16 protein-coding genes are annotated in these 16,756 nt (G+C 71.5%); 5 read left to right on the forward strand and 11 right to left on the reverse strand.

The features are described 5' to 3' along the window. Positions 1 to 97 precede the first annotated feature (97 nt). Positions 98 to 2,116: a bifunctional glycosyltransferase 87/phosphatase PAP2 family protein gene (locus ACFTXQ_RS26275; RefSeq protein WP_382644821.1), complete on the reverse strand. Its 2,019-nt coding sequence runs from the start codon at positions 2,114 to 2,116 to the stop codon at positions 98 to 100. 119 nt (positions 2,117 to 2,235) lie between these two features. On the opposite strand from ACFTXQ_RS26275, the gene ACFTXQ_RS26280 reads away from it, so the two are divergent. Continuing rightward, positions 2,236 to 2,562, forward strand: coding sequence for an antibiotic biosynthesis monooxygenase family protein (locus ACFTXQ_RS26280; protein WP_382644823.1), 327 nt, complete (start codon positions 2,236 to 2,238; stop codon positions 2,560 to 2,562). A gap of 136 nt (positions 2,563 to 2,698) precedes the next feature. On the opposite strand, the gene ACFTXQ_RS26285 is transcribed toward ACFTXQ_RS26280, so the two are convergent. Further along, positions 2,699 to 3,094, reverse strand: coding sequence for a nuclear transport factor 2 family protein (locus ACFTXQ_RS26285; RefSeq protein WP_382644825.1), 396 nt, complete (start codon positions 3,092 to 3,094; stop codon positions 2,699 to 2,701). A 107-nt stretch (positions 3,095 to 3,201) separates the two neighbouring features. Between ACFTXQ_RS26285 and ACFTXQ_RS26290 the strand changes: the two genes are divergently transcribed. Next, entirely contained in the window at positions 3,202 to 3,696 is a 495-nt protein-coding gene (locus ACFTXQ_RS26290) for a GNAT family N-acetyltransferase (RefSeq protein WP_382644827.1), read from the forward strand. A gap of 32 nt (positions 3,697 to 3,728) precedes the next feature. Here the strand turns inward: ACFTXQ_RS26290 and ACFTXQ_RS26295 are convergent, their stop codons facing one another. Then, positions 3,729 to 5,798, reverse strand: coding sequence for a DHA2 family efflux MFS transporter permease subunit (locus ACFTXQ_RS26295; RefSeq protein ID WP_382644829.1), 2,070 nt, complete (start codon positions 5,796 to 5,798; stop codon positions 3,729 to 3,731). A 224-nt stretch (positions 5,799 to 6,022) separates the two neighbouring features. Between ACFTXQ_RS26295 and ACFTXQ_RS26300 the strand changes: the two genes are divergently transcribed. Both ACFTXQ_RS26300 and ACFTXQ_RS26305 read left to right on the forward strand, forming a co-directional pair. After that, positions 6,023 to 6,769, forward strand: coding sequence for a peptidoglycan-binding protein (locus ACFTXQ_RS26300; protein WP_382644831.1), 747 nt, complete (start codon positions 6,023 to 6,025; stop codon positions 6,767 to 6,769). 135 nt (positions 6,770 to 6,904) lie between these two features. Then, positions 6,905 to 7,597, forward strand: a complete 693-nt coding sequence (locus ACFTXQ_RS26305; protein ID WP_382644833.1) for an HAD-IA family hydrolase — start codon at positions 6,905 to 6,907, stop codon at positions 7,595 to 7,597. A gap of 16 nt (positions 7,598 to 7,613) precedes the next feature. Here the strand turns inward: ACFTXQ_RS26305 and ACFTXQ_RS26310 are convergent, their stop codons facing one another. From ACFTXQ_RS26310 to ACFTXQ_RS26330, 5 genes are all read right to left on the reverse strand, one after another. Then, positions 7,614 to 8,102: a carboxymuconolactone decarboxylase family protein gene (locus ACFTXQ_RS26310; protein ID WP_382644835.1), complete on the reverse strand. Its 489-nt coding sequence runs from the start codon at positions 8,100 to 8,102 to the stop codon at positions 7,614 to 7,616. A 104-nt stretch (positions 8,103 to 8,206) separates the two neighbouring features. After that, positions 8,207 to 9,178 carry an LLM class flavin-dependent oxidoreductase gene (locus ACFTXQ_RS26315; protein ID WP_382644836.1) on the reverse strand — a complete coding sequence of 324 codons (972 nt, stop codon included), beginning with the start codon at positions 9,176 to 9,178 and terminating at the stop codon, positions 8,207 to 8,209. A 13-nt stretch (positions 9,179 to 9,191) separates the two neighbouring features. Continuing rightward, positions 9,192 to 9,710, reverse strand: coding sequence for a hypothetical protein (locus tag ACFTXQ_RS26320; RefSeq protein WP_382644838.1), 519 nt, complete (start codon positions 9,708 to 9,710; stop codon positions 9,192 to 9,194). Positions 9,711 to 9,752: 42 nt separating this feature from the next. Beyond that, entirely contained in the window at positions 9,753 to 10,637 is an 885-nt protein-coding gene (locus ACFTXQ_RS26325; protein WP_382644840.1) for an alpha/beta hydrolase fold domain-containing protein, read from the reverse strand. A gap of 92 nt (positions 10,638 to 10,729) precedes the next feature. Continuing rightward, positions 10,730 to 12,145 (reverse strand): MFS transporter, encoded by a 1,416-nt coding sequence (locus ACFTXQ_RS26330; RefSeq protein ID WP_382644842.1) that lies wholly within the window; start codon positions 12,143 to 12,145, stop codon positions 10,730 to 10,732. A 166-nt stretch (positions 12,146 to 12,311) separates the two neighbouring features. On the opposite strand from ACFTXQ_RS26330, the gene ACFTXQ_RS26335 reads away from it, so the two are divergent. After that, positions 12,312 to 13,232: a helix-turn-helix domain-containing protein gene (locus ACFTXQ_RS26335; RefSeq protein ID WP_382644844.1), complete on the forward strand. Its 921-nt coding sequence runs from the start codon at positions 12,312 to 12,314 to the stop codon at positions 13,230 to 13,232. Between the two features lie 18 nt (positions 13,233 to 13,250). On the opposite strand, the gene ACFTXQ_RS26340 is transcribed toward ACFTXQ_RS26335, so the two are convergent. From ACFTXQ_RS26340 to ACFTXQ_RS26350, 3 genes are all read right to left on the reverse strand, one after another. Continuing rightward, the gene (locus tag ACFTXQ_RS26340; RefSeq protein WP_382644846.1) at positions 13,251 to 14,531 is read right to left on the reverse strand and encodes an acyltransferase family protein; all 1,281 of its coding nucleotides are present in this window, start codon (positions 14,529 to 14,531) and stop codon (positions 13,251 to 13,253) included. Positions 14,532 to 14,737: 206 nt separating this feature from the next. Then, complete coding sequence (locus tag ACFTXQ_RS26345; RefSeq protein WP_382644848.1) at positions 14,738 to 15,985, reverse strand: FG-GAP repeat domain-containing protein; 1,248 nt, start codon at positions 15,983 to 15,985, stop codon at positions 14,738 to 14,740. Further along, positions 15,982 to 16,755 carry a hypothetical protein gene (locus ACFTXQ_RS26350; protein WP_382644850.1) on the reverse strand — a complete coding sequence of 258 codons (774 nt, stop codon included), beginning with the start codon at positions 16,753 to 16,755 and terminating at the stop codon, positions 15,982 to 15,984. The genes ACFTXQ_RS26345 and ACFTXQ_RS26350 overlap by 4 nt, the downstream gene beginning before the upstream one ends. Position 16,756 lies beyond the last annotated feature (1 nt).

Here is a 16,756-nt window from a genome sequence, read left to right on the forward strand (position 1 = left end):
GGCACCCAAGTACGTCCAGTAATCGGGAGCCTCTCCGCCTTGCGATGCACGGCACCGGACGACGCGGGCTTAACCGGCAAGATCCGAAAGAGACGACCTAAGTACGGGCGGGGGCCCTGACCTGGGCTTCTCCGCTCGCCTCGGCGCCCGTCCGCTGCGCCGGCACGGTCAGCTGGAGGCGGCGCGGGCCCGACAGCGCGTACACGAGCCCGAATCCGGCGGCGACGACGGCAGCGCCGCCCACCGCGTCGAGCACCCAGTGGTTGGCGGTGGCGACGATCGCGCAGACCGTGATCAGCGGGTGCAGCACGCCGAGCAGCTTCTGCCAGCCCTTGGGCGCCAGCACCACGATCACGATCCCGCACCACAGCGACCAGCCGAAGTGGAGCGAGGGCATCGCCGCGTACTGGTTGGAGATCGCGGTCATGGCCCCGTACGAGGGGTTGGCCAGGTCCTGCGGCCCGTGGACGGTGTCGATGAAGCCGAGGCCGGGCATCAGGCGGGGCGGGGCGAGCGGGTAGAGCCAGAAGCCTATGAGGGCGAGGACGGTGGCCAGGCCGAGGGAGGCCCGCGCCCAGCGGTAGTCGCCGGGGCGGCGCCAGTAGAGAACGGCCAGGATCGTCAGCGGGACCACGAAGTGGAAGGAGGTGTAGTAGAAGTTGAAGAACGCCTCCAGCCAGGGCGTGTTCACCACGGCGTGGTTCACGGCGTGTTCGATGTCGATGCCCAGGGCCCGCTCGATGCCGTGGATCTGGCTGCCGTTGCCCTCGGCGAGGGAGCGGCTGGTGGGGGCGGCGGCCCGGATGTGCGAGTAGAGCGAGTAGCCGACCCGTATCAGCAGGAGTTCCAGCAGCAGGTTGGGACGGGACAGCACGCGCCGCCAGAACGGCAGCAGCGGCACCCGCGACCAGCGGGCGGCGGCGGGGCGCCCGTAGGCGGTGGGGACGGGTTCGCGCCAGTACGTCGACGAACGCGGCAGGAACGGCACGGCGCAGGCCGCGGCGAGCGCGGCGATGAGCGGCACGTTGTCGCGTACGGGGGCCAGCGCGGCCAGGTTCGGCAGCAGCACGTCGCTGGGCAGGGTCATGGCGAGGACCACGGCCACCGGCCACACCGGGCGGTCGGCGGCCCGCCGGCCCACCTTTCCGGCGACGGCGAGCAGCACCCACAGCAGCTGGTGGCGCCAGCCCGCCGGGGACACGGCGACGGCCACGCAGCCGGTGATGGCGACGGCGAGGAGCAGCTGCCCGTCGCGGGCGTAGCGGGTGGCGCGGCGCAGGCCGAACCAGACGACCGCGGCCGCGAGGGCCACGTAGAGGACGATCTCGCCGGGGCCGCTGAGCCCGAACCGCAGGAGCGCGCCGTGCACGGACTGGTTGGCGAGGCCGTCGGGGGCGCCGCCGAGGCCGGTGCCGGCCAGGTGGCGGATCCAGTACGTCCAGGAGTCGCGGGGCAGCGCCGCCCAGGACAGGGCGGTGGCTCCGGCGAAGGTCAGGGCGGCCGTGCGGGCGGTGGGGCGGCGGCCGGTCAGCCACAGCAGCGGGGCGAAGAGCAGCAGCGCGGGCTGCAGGGCGGCGGCGAGGCCCACGAGGAACCCGGCCGGGCGGTCGCCCGGGACGCGGAACACGGCCAGGAGCACCAGCAGCACCGGCAGGACGGCGGTCTGACCGGGCGAGGAGGCCTCGCGGACGGGCAGCGAGACCATCATCAGGGCGGTCAGCACGGGCGCGGCGAGCAGCGCGGTGCGGCGCGGCACGGGGTCGGGCAGGCCGCGCGCGGCGACGAGCCCGATCGCGGCGACGAACAGCAGCGTCACGCAGGTCCAGGCGACCTCCAGCGACGGCGCGGCGAGGCCGAGGAGGGGCTTGAGGACCAGCCCGGCGAAGGGGGTGCCGGTGAACTGGCCGGTGTCGTAGAGCGAGCCGGGAAGGCTGCCGGGGAGGTGGATGCCGCTCAGCCACTCGCCCGGTGGGACGCGCAGCACGGCGGCGGCCTGTCTGACGGCGAGCGCGCCGGCCAGCGCCCACAGCAGGAGGCGTGCCGCCCCGAGTCTGCCGCCATCGCCTATGACTCCGGCATGTCCGTTCGCACCACTGTGCTCTGCCGCGTTAGCCACGCCTCGCCGGCCTCCCGCCCTGTTGACCGCAACCCCGACTTTGCCTGGCTGCCGCGTTTCGTGCCCCGTTCCATTACCTGGACGACGATATCCCGGGCGGGATACCTAGGATGGCCCGCATGAGCATCGTGAAGATCAACGCGCTGACCGTCCCTGCTGAGCAGCGGGAGGTGCTGGAGCAGCGGTTCGCCTCGCGGGCGGGCGCCGTGGAGTCCTCGGACGGGTTCGAGTGGTTCGAGCTGCTGCGGCCGGTGGAGGGCACCGACCAGTACCTCGTGTACACGCGCTGGCGGTCGGAGGAGGACTTCCAGGCGTGGATGGAGGGGCCGATGAAGGCCGCGCACCAGGGCGGCGAGGGCGGCGGCGAGCGGCCGAAGCCGGCCGCTTCGGGCTCGACCGTGTGGTCGTTCGAGGTCGTTCAGCAGGCCGCGCCGAAGAAGGCCTGAGGCACCGGGAGGCCCGGGGCGAACGCCCCGGGCCTCCGAGCCGCACCGGCGCTGCATCCAGCCCCGCCGGCGTTTGAGGAGCGGGGTCCGGGGCGGAGCCCTGGGTCTGTGAGCCGCACGGCGCCACCCCGGCGGCTCAGCTCCAGAACGTGTCCTCCTCCTCGATGTCCTGCGTGCAGCCGTCGATGTCGCTGATCTTGCCCGCGACGATCGTGAAGAAGAGGCCTTGCTGGATCTCGATCCCGCGGTCGCCGCGGTCGGCGCGGGCGGTGTGGACGGTCATGACGTGCCCCCGCCCGTCGGCCAGCACCGTGTGCAGGTCGATCCGGAGGGTGCCCTTCGTCTCCTCCCCGAGCTTCCGGTAGAGGTCCAGTACGGCTTCCCGGCCTTTGTGGTGTCCGGAGGTCGGGTTGTTGCCGGGCACGTGGTGGATGACGTCCGCCGTCATCATCGTGCCCAGCTTCTCCATGTCGCCCTTGGCGAAGGCCTCGTAGCCGCTGCGGACCAGAATGGCGTCGGGATGCTGGGACATGGCGTTCACACCCTCCACTGGTGAGCGATTTAACCCTTTTCCTATCATCGGCCCGCTCCTGTGGATATTCCACGGCAGAGATCCGCCGCGGTCTCCACAATGACGCCATGAGCACTTACACCGCTTCGTGGACCGTGACCCCCGAACCCTTCGACACCCCGGACGCCACCGTCCTGCGCCGCGCGTACTACGCGGAGGTCGCCGGCCGGTACTGGAAGCGGTCCGTGACCGAGGCCGAGATCGACCAGGGGCTGCTGGACTTCCCCGACGAGGGCCTCGTGCCGCCGACGGGACAGTTCGTGGTCGGCAGACTCGACGGCGAGCCCCTCGCCTGCGGCGGGATACGCCTGCTCGACCCCCTCACCGTCGAGCTCACCCGCGTGTACGTCGACCGGCGCGCCCGCGGTACCGGCGGCGGGGCGGCGCTGCTCGAGGTCCTGGAGGCGGAGGGCCGTGCGCTGGGCGCCGAGCGGGTCCGGCTGGACACCAGGTCGGATCTCGTGGAGGCCCGGGCGTTGTACGCGCGTCAGGGGTACGAGGAGATACCCGCCTACAACTCGGGCCCGTATGCGGAGCACTGGTTCGAGAAGCGCCTCGTCTGAGCGGTCCCCGCGGCCGGGCGGCGTGGTCCGCGTCAGCGGAGGGCGTGGTCCCGCCGGGGTGCGGTGTCGTAGGGCTCCTCGGCGTCGGATCCGCACAGCTCGGCGTTGATCTCGCTCACCAGCTTGACCAGGTCGGTCGGCCGGTCCGGGCCCCACCAGTCGCCGAGCAGTTCGGCGAGGGATTCCTGGCGGGCGGCGGCGAGCCTGCCGGCGGCGACGCGGCCCTTGTCGGTCAGCACCAGCGGCAGTCCGTCGCGGACGGCGAGGCCGCGCTCCTCGATCTGACGGGCGGCCTCGGTGATGGCCTTCAGCGGGACGATGGTGCGCTCCGCGAGCAGGGCGGGTTCGGCGGACCCGTACTTGTTGATCCGCAGCAGCATCCAGCTCGCGGCGGGCAGCAGGTCGTAGCCCGCCTTCTCGGTGATCTTCTCGTAGACGTGCCGGCGGCCCTCCTTGGTGCCGAGGACGGACAGGGCGCGGGCGACCTCGTCGTGGGAGGAGCGCTGGACGGGGTTGGAGGCGAGGGTCTCCGTCACGTCGGGGGCGGTGACCGAGGCGCGGAGCTTGTCCTCCTTCAGGAACCAGGCGATGACGAAGGCCAGCAGGACGACGGGCACGGCGTAGAGGAAGACGTCGGTGATGGAGGCGGCGTAGGCGTCGAGCACGCGCGGGCGCAGCTCGGCGGGGAGTGCGCCGATGGCCCGCGGGTCGGCCTCCAGTCGCGCGGCGCTCACGCCGGGCGGCAGCGGGATGCCGGCGAGGGCGGTGGCGAGTTTGTCGTCGAGCCGGTTGGTGAAGACCGTGCCGAAGATCGCGACGCCGAAGGAGGCGCCGATGGAGCGGAAGAAGGTGGCACCGGAGGTGGCGACGCCGAGGTCGGCGTAGCTGACGGAGTTCTGCACGACCAGGACCAGGACCTGCATGACGAGGCCGAGTCCGACGCCGAAGACGAAGAAGTAGGCGCTCATCTCCCAGGTCGAGCTGGTGCGGTGCAACTGGTGCAGGAGGAGCAGGCCGATGGCGGTGACGGCGGTGCCGGCGATGGGGAAGACCTTCCACCGGCCGGTGCGGCTGACGATCTGGCCCGAGGCGGTGGAGGAGATCAGCATGCCGAGCACCATCGGCAGCATGTGGACGCCGGACATGGTCGGGGAGACGCCCTGGACCACCTGGAGGAAGGTCGGGAGGTAGACCATCGCGCCGAACATCGCGAAGCCGACGACGAAGCTGATCACCGAGCAGAGGGTGAAGGTGCGGATGCGGAAGAGACCGAGCGGCAGGACGGGTTCGGCGGCCCTGCGCTCCACGAGGACGAAGGCGACGAGGAGCACGGCGCCGAGGACGGCGAGCCCGATGATCCGGGCCGAGCCCCAGCCCCAGGTGCCGCCGAGGGAGGCGACGAGCACGAGGCAGGTGGCGACGCAGGCGACGAGGAAGGTGCCGAGGTAGTCGATGGTGTGCTTCGAGGGGCGCACGGGGATGTGCAGGGCCGCGGCGATCACCACGAGTGCGACGAGACCGATGGGGAGGTTGATGTAGAAGACCCAGCGCCAGGACAGGTGGTCGACGAAGAGGCCGCCGAGCAGCGGGCCCAGGACGCTGGTCGCGCCGAAGACGGCGCCGAACAGGCCCTGGTACTTGCCCCGCTCGCGGGGCGGGACGATGTCGCCGACGATCGCCATGGACAGCACGATCAGTCCGCCGCCGCCCAGGCCCTGGAGGGCGCGGAAGCCGATGAGCTGGGGCATGTCCTGGGCGAGGCCGCACAGGGCGGAGCCGATGAGGAAGAGGACGATGGCGTACTGGAAGAGCTTCTTGCGCCCGTACTGGTCACCGAGCTTGCCCCACAGGGGGGTGGCGGCGGTGGAGGCGAGCATGTAGGCGGTGACGACCCAGGAGAGGTGTGCCATGCCGCCGAGGTCGCTCACGATGGTGGGCAGCGCGGTGGAGACGATGGTCTGGTCGAGTGCGGCGATGAGCAGGCCCAGGAGCAGGGCGCCGATGGAGACGAGCACCTCGCGGGAGGCGTGCTCGGCGGCCGGGCCGGACTTCTGCGGGCGGGGGCCGGGGTCCACGGCGTCCGTGGTCACATCCTGAGCCATCGATTCCTCCTCAGGCCGGATCAACATCTCCATCCTGCGTGGTGTGTCCGGTTATGGCCTCTCGGACGGGGTTGGGTGGGGCCCTGTGGGTCTGCATAATCGCTGGCAATGGCCAGGGAGGAATTCCAGTGAGCGGTGAGCACTGTCCAGATTGCGGCGCTGTGGGTGCCGCCTGCCGGTGTGCGCCGGGTGCGGGTTTCGACCCCTTGCGCATCCGTCCGTACGTGACGTTGCCCGACCCGGGCGAGCCTGACGGGGCGGCTCCCGAGCCGTCGCCGCCGCTGGCGCGCGTGGTGGTCCCGGAGCAGGATGACACCCCGGCGTACGGGATACCGCCCGTACCGCCGGTGGCGCGGCAGCCGTGGCCGGGCGCGGACGAGACGGCGCCCCTCCCGGCTGCCCCGCCGGCCCGCGGGCGGGCTTCGCGGCGGCTGCTGCCGCTCGTGCTGGGTGCCGCCGCGGTGGTCGCCCTCGGTGGTACGGCGGTGGCGCTGTGGGCGCTGCCGGATTCCTCGGGGAGCGGCACCGCGCTGCTCGACGCGAAGGCCTCTGCGCCGGATTGGAGCATGGCCCCGGCCCCGTCGTCCGCGGCCCCGAGCGCCGCGCCGACGGGCAGCCCGTCGCCCTCCGCCTCGCGTTCCGCGTCGCCGAGCGCCTCCAAGTCGGCTTCGCCGTCCCCCTCGGCGAGCGCGTCCCGTTCGTCGGCGCCCCCTTCGCCCAGCCCGGTGAGTACGAGCCGCGCGCCCAGCCCGACGCCGGCGGCGCCGACGCTGCGGTACGGCGACTCGGGCCCGGAGGTGGAGAAGCTCCAGCGGCTGCTGGCGGCGCGGGGCCTGTACTCGGGGCGGATCAGCGGCAAATTCGACTGGAAGACCGAGAACGCGGTGTCGACCTTCCAGTACCAGAACAACATCGACGACGAGGAGTGGGGCGTCTACGGCCCCGTGACCCGTCGGGCCCTGGAGGGATAGGGCTCACATCCGCTGCGGTGGCGCGGACCGCCCCGAGTTTTGTATCGTGTAGGAACAAAGTGGTTCCGTCCGCACTCCCTGACCGGTGGACGGAACCACTTGTTCTCTTTTCCCGCCCCGTCTGGAGCCCCGCCGATGTCGGCCAGCACCACCACCGCACCCGTCGTCCTCACCGCCAAGGCCCTGCTCCTGGACATGGACGGCACGATCGTCAACTCCGACGCGGTGGTCGAGCGCTGCTGGCGCGCCTGGGCGGTGTCCCACGGGCTGGATCCGCAGGAGGCCCTCAAGGTGGTCCACGGCCGACAGGGCTACGCCACCATGGCCGTCCTCCTTCCGGACCGCCCGATGGAGGTCAACCACGCGGAGAACGCGGTGATGCTCGCCCGCGAGACCGCCGACACCGACGGCGTGGTCCCCGTCGCGGGCGCCCCGGAGTTCATGGCGTCGATCGACGGACTCCCCCACGCCCTGGTCACCTCCGCCGACGCGGCCCTGGCCACGGCCCGGATGACCGCCGCCGACCTGCCGATGCCCGAGGTCCGGGTCACCGCCGAGTCCGTGCGGGCCAGCAAGCCCGACCCCGAGGGCTTCCTCAAGGGCGCCGCCGCGCTGGGCGTGGACCCGGCCGACTGCATCGTCTTCGAGGACTCGGCCGCCGGCATCGCCGCGGGCCGGGCCGCGGGCATGCGCGTGATCGGGGTCGGCCCCCGCGCCGCCGCCCATGCCCCGACGGCCCACGTCGCCGACCTGACGGCCCTCGGCGTGACGGCCGCCGCCGACGGCTCGATCCGGCTCACCGTCCGGCCGGCGGCGGCAGCCGCCTAGCGGCCGCCCCCGGAGGTCAGTCCCACTGCTGGTCCGCGAGGGAGGTCACCGGCTGCGGCTTGCCGATGACGGCCAGGGCGATGAAGAAGTTGATCTGGCCGATCGCGATGGTGAGCGTGGCCAGCGCCTTCTCGTCGTAGTGCTTCGCCACCTCGGCGTACAGCTCGTCGGAGACGCGCTCCTGGCCGCGCGGGGCGGGCTGCAGGGTCGCCTCCACCAGGGCGAGGGCGGCGCGCTCCGCTTCGGAGAAGTACGGGGCGTCCTGCCAGGAGGAGACGGCGGTGATGCGGTCCTCGGTCTCCCCCGCCTTCCGCAGGAAGGCCGTGTTCAGGATCGTCAGGTAGGTGTTGCCGACGATCTGCCCGGCCCGCAGGTGGACGAGGCTCATCGTGGTGCGCGGCACCGACCGGTTGCCCGTGGCCCGGAAGAGGGCGGCACTGACGTCGGCCAGCTCGGGCACGAACTCGCCGGGGTTGGGCATCCGGGAGATGGAGGGGTTCGTCATGGCTGCTCTCCTTCGGGTGGACCGCCTGGTTGGCGTCCTCACAGCACTGACGGATGCGCCCGCGCAGATGTGACAGGAACGCGGAAAGGATTTTTCCGGCGCGCTCAGACCCCGGTCGCGACGGCCGCCGAGGCCGTCCGCCCGGCCGGCGCGAGGTCGAAGGCCTCGGCGAGCAGCTCGTACGAACGCTGCCTGTCGGCCGGGTCCGGGGTCAGCGTGTTGATGATCAGCTCGTCCACGCCGTGGGTCAGGGCCAGTGTCGTCAGCGAGCCGTGCACCTGCTCGGGCGTCCCGGAGACGAGGGCCGTGCGGTGGACCTTGGCCCGCTCCAGCTCCGCGCCCGTCCAGCGGTGCCGGCGGGTGGACTCGTACGAGGGCATGGGCCGGTCGTGGCCGAGGTCCTTGCGGGCGCGCCACAGCAGCAGGCTCTGGGCCAGTTCCTCGGCACGGTCGGCGCTGTCGGCCGTCACGACGCGCACGGCGAGCGCCCCGCCCGCACGCCGGCCGGTGGAGGCGGTGAGCTCGTCGCGGTAGTCGCCGAACGCCTCCCGGCCGCCGCCCGGGGAGAAGAAGTGCCCGAACGCGAACTCGGTGCCCAGCCGCCCGGCCAGCCGGGCGGACTCGCGACCCGCGCCCAGCAGCCACATCTGCGGCGGTACGGGGGCGTGCGGGACGACACCGTCGGGGCCGAGCAGGGCGCGCAGCCGGGCCAGGCGCTCGGGGAAGTCACGCGCGGGGCCGCCGGCCCGCCCGATGCCGAGGTCGACGCGCCCGGGATACAGGGAGGCGAGGACCCCGAAGACCTCGGCGACCTTCGACGGCTCGTAGCGGGGCAGGAGCACCCCGCCGGTGCCGATCCGCATCCGGGAGGTGTGGGCCAGCAGGGCCCCCGCCAGGATCTCCGGCGCGCTGCTCGCGAAGCCCGGGGAGCCGTGGTGTTCGGCGGCCCAGTAGCGGGTGTAGCCGAGCGCTTCCGCGGCGCGGGCGAGGTCCACGGAAGCGCGCAGCGCCTGGTCGGGGGTGTGGTCCTCGCCGACCGGGGTCTGGTCCAGTACGGACAGGCGCAGCTTCGTCATGAGGTGGTGCCTTTCAGTGCTGGTGGGCGGGAACGCCGGAGGCGCCGGACATGGTCGCGGGCACGATCCTGAAGTCCGCCTGGAAGACGAGGTTGTGCAGGTCGGCGGCGGCGATGGCGCGCAGGGTGGGGAGCTCGGCGGCGGCCTGCGCGTCGTCGAAGACGTTGAGCGGCCATTCGGAGACGGTGGCTCCGCGCAGGTGCGGGTGGTGGAAGGAGCTTCCGTAGTGCGCGTACAGCGTCACGGGCGGGATGTCGGCGGCGGACTGCTCGTCCCACCACAGGGTCCAGGCGTGGAAGAGGCTGCCGTCCGTGGCGCGTTGGACGCCGGTGGCGTCGATCACGCCCTGTCCGAGGAGCAGTTCCTCGTTGAGTTCGCGCAGTGCCTGGCGGGCGTACGGGTCCAGGAGCCCTGCGGCGGTGCGGAAGTGCTCCTCCTTGTCGGGGCGGGTGACGGCGTCGCCGTGGACGCCGTCGCGCAGATCGGCGAAGTGCCGCAGCAGGGCGTCGAGGTTGGGGACGTCGGGGGTCATGTCAACTCCGTGAGGTGTGGGAGAGAGAGGGGGGAACGGGCGTCAGGCGCCCGCGCCTTCGGGTGAGGTGAGGAGGTGCAGGGCCAGTCCGAGCCAGCCGCGCAGGGACACGGTCGAGTGGCCGGTGGGGCCGCCCGGGGCGGGGCCCGGCTGCAGGAACACCCCGTGGCCAGTCTGCTTGAACTCGCGCAGGGCGACTTCGACCCCGGCCGCCCGCAGCAGGCGCCCGTAGCGGTGCACGTCGTCGCTGACGGGGTCGAGGTCACCGGTGGCCATCACGACGGGTGCCAGACCGCGCAGGTCGGGCGCCTCGAAGGGGGTGCTGTAGAGCCGTGTTCCGTCGGAGGCGACGGGCCGGCCGGGCTGCCGGTAGTCCTGCCAGGCGGCCGTCAGGTAGGGCGCCGTCGGGAACATGTCGGGGAAGCGGTGGTACGAGGCCGCCGCGCAACCGGGGTCCAGCGGCGGGTAGGCGAGGACCTGGGCGGCCAGTTCCACTCCGCGGTCGCGGCAGGCGAGGGCGGCGGAGGCGGCGAGGGTGCCGCCCGCGCTGTCCCCGCCGACGGCGAGGAGGGGCCGCCGGCCGCCCGCGGCCCCGGCGGCCGCGGCCTGCTCCCCGGCCCAGGCCAGCGCGGACAGGACGTCCTCGACCATGGCCGGGTGCCGTACGTCGGGGGCCAGCCGGTAGTCGACGCTGACCACGGTGAAACCGGAGAAATGGGCGAGCTCGGCCGTCGCGCCGTGCCAGTCCCGGGCGGATCCGGCACGCCAGCTTCCGCCGTGGGCCCACACCAGCCAGCCCTGCGGGGAGGACGCGGCCGGCGGGAACACCCGGGCCGGGAGGGGCCCGGACGGGGTGGGGATGGACACCTGCTCCCAGCGGACGGCGGCACGGCTCGCACCGTCTGCTGAGCGTGTGGGTGTTGCCATCGGGGGTTCCTTTCCTTGGGTGGTCGGCGCTCGCGCCGTGCCCGAGGCCAACGTTCGTGGCCCGGGCAGGGCTGTCACAAGGCGGAGTTGCCTTAGTGGTTGCGTGCGCGGAGGAAGAGGACGGTGGTGATGGTGCCGAGGACGACCAGCGCGGTGTTGACGATGACCGCGGTCGTGATCCCCGCATGAATATCGGCATTGGCAGCGGCGATCGCCGACATGATCGGCGTACCCATCGTGATACCGATCTGCTGCGTCATCGTCGCCAGACCCGTCGCCATGCCCTGCTCGTGATCCGGCAGACCCGTCGTCGCCGTCACCATGAACCCGACGATCACCAGCATGTTCCCGATACCACCCGCGAACGTCGCCGCCAGCAGCAGCCACATGCTCGACGAGGACTCACCCAGCGCGATCAGGCTCAGCGTCGCCACCGCCTGCAGGAGACCGCCGACGATCAGGGTCGTGCGGGTGCTGGTCGCACCGATCACCCGCGGCGCGATCGAACCACCGATCACCGTGCCGATACCCAGAACACCGAACGACAGACCAGCCGTCAGCGGCGAGAAGTCCAGCACCTCCTGCAGGTAGAGCGTCATCAGGAAGACCAGACTCGTCTCCGTCAGGAACGCGATCAGACCCGCGATATTGCCCCAGGCCACCGTCTTCTTCTTCAGCACACTCACCGGAACCAGCGGACTCGCCGTCTTCGCCTCGACCGCATAGAACACGACCAGCAGGACCACGCCGGCAGCCAGCCAGCCCAGCGCGGAAACCGAACCCCAGCCGTGCTCACCCGCCTGCGTCAGCCCGTAAATCAGCGCCAGCAGACCCAGGGTGACAGCAGTGGCACCCGGCAGATCCAGCTTGGGCCGCTCGGACGGACGCGACTCCTTGATGACCGCGGGGGCGATCACCAGCACCGCGAGAGCGACCGGAACGTTGATGAAGAACGCCCACCGCCACGACAGCAGATCCGTCAGAACACCACCCAGAATCGCGCCCGTCGTGAAGCCGGCCGACATCAGAGCGCCGTTGAGACCCAGCGCCTTCTGCCGCAGCGGACCCTCCGGGAACGACGTCGTGAGCAGGGACAGACCAGCCGGGGTGACCGCAGCCGTCGCAAGACCCTGGAACACACGCGCCACGATCAGCATCTCAGGGCTCGTCGCCAGACCACCCGCCAGCGACGACAGACCGAGAACGGCCAGACCCACCAGGAACAGACGCCGACGCCCGAACAGATCCGCAACCCGCCCGAACAGCAGGGTGAAACCGGCCGCGCACAGTGCGAACGCCGTCGCGATCCACTGCAGGTTCGACAACGAGAACCCAAGACCGTCACCGATCACCGGCAACGCCACATTCAGGATCGAGAAGTCCACCGCCAGCATGAACTGCGCCACCAACAGCACCACCAGCACCAACTTCAAACGCCCGTCCAAACGGGTCGGCGCATCCCCCTCCCCCACAGCCGCGTCAACCCGCGCGCCCTCCACAACCGACATCGCCACACATCCTCTCGATCACGCAACCCGGTGTTGCGGAATCGACTCTGGACCGGCCGGAAAGGGTTACCCAGCCCCCTGGTTGTGCTGGCGCCGCGCAAGCTAGCACTCCCAGGGCCACCTTCAGGGGCCGCGCCCGGCGCCCTCTCCCGGCACACTGGAACGCATGGACACACCCACTGCCCTGGGCGAATTCCTTCGCACCCGCCGGGCCCAGCTCCAGCCCGAGGACGTCGGGCTTCCCTCCCACGGCACCCGTCGGCGTGTGCCCGGACTGCGCCGCGAGGAACTCGCCCTGTTAGCGGGCGTGAGCATCACGTACTACACGCACCTGGAGCAGGGGCAGAGCACGAACGCCTCGGACAGCGTCCTCGACGCCCTGGCCCGTGCCCTGCGGCTGACCCCGGACGAGCACGCCCATCTGCTCAACCTCGCCCGTCCGCCGCGGGCCAAGCGGGTGCAGTCGCCCCGTCCCGAGTACGCCCGGGAGACCACGCGCCGGCTGATCGGGTCGATGCCGCAGGTCCCCGCGGTCGTCCTGGACGGGCGCAACAACGTGCTCGCCTGGAACCCGCTGGGCCATGCCCTGCTCGCCGGGCACCTGGACTTCGCGAGCCCCGAGGATCCCGCCGTACGCCCCAACCTGACGCGGATGCTGTTCCTGGATCCGCACACGCGGGAGCTGTACACGGACTGGAAGAACGAGGCGCGGGTGGCGCTCGCGGCGCTGCGCCTGGTCGCCGGCCGCCATCCCGAGGACCGGGCGCTGGCCGAGCTCATCGGCTCGCTGATGTTGCAGAGCCCGGATTTCGCGACCCTGTGGTCGAAGCACCCGGTGCGGGACTGCACCGTCGGCACCAAGACGCTGCACCATCCCGTGGTGGGTCCGCTGACGCTCGACTTCGAGAACCTGCACCTCACGGACGGTACGAACCACCGGATGCTGCTCTACAGCGCCCCCGAGTCCTCGCCGTCCGACGCGGCGCTGCGCATGCTGGCGAGCCTGACGGCGGGTGCCGTGGGCGACCTGGGGCGGGAAACCCCGAAGCCCGCGTCGGCGGATGCGGACGCGGGCGGGGATCGGTAGCGCTGGGTCGTACGGAGGTCAGCCGGCGCGGCCTGCCGTCGCGGCGGGGACCGGAGCCGGGGTCGGGATCTGGTCCGCGGACGGGGCCTGGGCGGGGACGGGGGCCGGTGCCTGGCCCTCGTACGGCTCGCTCACCGCGGTGGGGGCCTGCTGCGTACGGCGCCGGCTGCGGCCGAAGCGGCGCATGGCCGGCATCTCGACGAAGCGGAACAGGAGCCAGCCGCCGAGCAGCGAGGTGCAGAAGAAGCCGGCGATGACGAGGAGGGCGACCGGGACGCTGTAGGTGGCGGTGCCGAGCAGCGAGCGGAGGTAGAAGATCGTGACGCCCTGGACGAGGTAGAAGCCGAAGGACACCTCGCCGAGCCAGACCATGGGCCGGCTGCGCAGGAAGGTGGTGCGGCCCTCGACGTCGGCGTTGGCGGTGGCGCCGATGAGGGCGGCGACGGGGATGATCGTGGCGACGACGAAGCCGTACTGGAACGGGGCGACGAGCGCGGCGGCGTAGCCGAGGGCGGTCAGGGCGGCGGAGACGCCGAAGCCGACGTGGCGCGGCCAGAAGCCGGCCAGGACGATCCGGGCGAGCAGGATGCCGAGGACGAACTCGAAGAGGCGGCCGGCCGGCAGGAGGTAGCCGAACCAGAACTGCATGCCGGAGATCGGGGTGATGGTCGACTTCGGGGTGTCGGGGACGAAGTAGGTGGCGATCAGCTGGATGGCGACCATGCCGGCGATCATCGCGGCGCTCCAGCCCCACAGGGCGGCCTTCCCGCGGAGCTTGCGGATCGGGACGATCAGCGCCGGGAAGAGCATGTAGAAGAGCAGCTCGCTGCCGAGGGACCAGCTGGGCGGGTTGACGCTGAGGTTGACGGTGGGCTGCGGCCACCAGGTGTGGATGAGGAAGAGGTTCGGCAGCCAGTCGGCGACTCCGGTGACGGCGGAGCCGGCGAAGAGGATCATCGCGGCGGCGAAGACGACGACGTGGTTGGGGAAGATCTTCAGGAGGCGGCGGCGGAGGAAGGCGGTGACGCGCTCGCCGGGCTTGGCGGCCCAGGCGAGGACGAAGCCGGAGAGGACGAAGAAGAAGGAGACGCCCAGGTAGCCGGCCTTTCCGAAGGCGGTGGAGTACCAGTCGGCGATCGAGGCGTCGGCGAAGGGGTTGATCGGGGCGTTCGGCGGGATCGGGGAGTCGGTGAGGGAGGAGTGGAAGAAGAAGACGGAGAGTGCGGCGAAGAACCGCAGGCCGGTCAGGGAGGGCAGCTTCGCCCGCTTCGCGGCGTCGGTGGACGTCGTGGAGGCCACAGGGATCGCTCTTTCGGAAGAGGTTCGGAAGAGGTTTCGTGAGGGTCGGCCGCCGGGGGCCGTGTTCCGCCGGGGGCGGCGGGCACGGTCCCGGCGGCGCGAAGGGGCGTCGCGGGACTGCCCGGTGGGACCGAGGGGCGGCCGCGGGGGCCGCACAGCCGGCCGAGGGGGCCGCAGGACCGGCCGGGGGCCGGCCGGGGTGTGGCCTACTGCTCGATCTCGTTGCGGTAGACCATGAGCTTGGCGTCCTTGGCCACGTAGTAGTTCTGTACGGAGTAGGCGATGGTGGCGAAGTCCAGCCGGCCGTCCCCGTTGAAGTCGGCGGTGGCGATGCGGGCGACGGACTCCTCGGAGACGCGCCACTTGGCCCAGACGCCGTTGGCCGCGTCGATGGCCTTGTAGTACATGACGCCCTGCCACGGCCACGGGCCGCGCAGCGCCACGAGGAACTCCTCGTCGCCGTCGCCGTCGAAGTCGGCACAGACGATCTGGTGGCCGGGGCCCTCGCCGTTCTCGTTGGGGTCGCCGTACACGTCGAGGAGGACGCGGTTCCAGCCTTCGCCGCCTTCGGCCTTGGTGTAGACGGCGACGGTGTTGCCGTGGAAGGGCTCGATGGCGGCGACGTACGCCATCGGGTCGTCGCCGAGGCGGCCGGCGTTGAGGTCGCCGCTGCCGCGGAAGCCGGTCTGTTCGAACTGGGTGAGTTCGCCGGTGCCGATCAGCTCGCGGATCCACTCCTGGCGGGCCTCGTCGTAGTAGAGCCAGGTGACGCCCTCGTCGGAGGCCAGGAGGAGCGATTCGAGGTCGGAGCCCGGGATGAGGCCCTTCTTCTTCTCGGCGCCGTGGATCATGCGGAAGTGGGTGTCGTCGACGACGGTCATCGGCCATTCCTCGGCCGTGTGGACGTCGTCGGGCTGGGTGAACAGGACGACGGGCAGGACGGCGTGGACGTCTTCCTTGGCGACGATGGGGAAGCCGATGATCTGGAGGCGGTCGGTGCGGGTGAAGTGGCCGGCGCGCAGGCGGTGCATTCCGGTGGCGCGGCCGACGTAGTGGCGCTTCCAGCGGGACTCGTCCTTGTCGGGGGTGCCCGGGTTCTCCAGCCAGTCGATCTTGCCGCCCTGGGTGTTGGCGTCGTGGATGGTGCCGATCGGGCCGTAGAGGTCGTAGCAGACGATGACGTCGGGGTGGCCGTTGCCGCTGACGTCGGCGAAGTCGGCGCCGACGGGCATCTTGATGCGGTCGGCTATGAGGCGGCGGGTCCATTCGCCGTCGTTGGCGTACCAGTAGATCTCGCCGAGGCGCAGGCCGTAGCCGAAGAGGTCGGGCTTGCCGTCGCCGTCGATGTCGGGGGATTCCAGCCAGTAGCCGTCGCGGAGCTGGTCGGCGACGACCTCGGCGGTGAACTTGGGGGCGCGCAGGGTGGCTTCGGTGTTCTTGCCGGCGGCGGTCATGACTGGGTCTCCAGGGGGGTCGTGAAGGGCAGGGTGCGCAGGGCGAGGGGGACGGGGTGGTACTCGAGGGCGAGCCAGATGCAGTCGGTGTCGGCCCGGTACTGGTGCATGGGGTAGTGGTAGGTGCACTGTGGGCCGGTCGCGCAGAAGGGGTCCGGGGTGGTGTAGCCGGGGCTCATCAGGACGTCCTGGTAGAGGGAGGCCTGGTCCTGGTTGCGGAACCGCTGCATGCGTCCCAGGCCGTGGACCTGGGTGTGGACCTCGATGAAGTCGTGCTTGTTGTGGATGAAGCAGTCGGTGCCGGCGGGTGAGAACCACAGGTTGGCGCGGACGTCGAACTCCCGCAGGTACCCCTCCGACCGGCTTTCGCCCAGCACGTAGTTGGGGTCGAACAGGACGGTGTTGATGTCGTCCTGGGCGCTGCGGTAGAGGGGGGTCTCGCGCGGGAAGTCCCCGTGGTCGTCCAGGTCGGCCAGGTGCGCCCAACCGGGTTCGGCGGTGATGCCGGTCATCTCGGCGTCTTCCGCTGCCGGGCGCAGCAGGAGCAGTGCGTCGGCCTGTTCGATCCGGGTGTCGGCGAGCACCGTGGAGGAGAGCGGGGGGATGGTCTTGCGGAATTCCTCGGCGATGGTCACGGGCGTCACGCCCGGGTTGACGACGATCGTGCGGCCTTCGACGGTGTAGTCCACGGCGTCGCGAACGAGCGCGGCCCTCAGGTACGGGGAGCTGAAGTTCAGCGGGCGTTCTGTGGCGGACGGGGTGGCGGCCATG

Origin of the sequence: Streptomyces sp. NPDC057010, assembly GCF_042673805.1 — a bacterium.
Classification (GTDB): Bacteria; Actinomycetota; Actinomycetes; order Streptomycetales; family Streptomycetaceae; genus Streptomyces.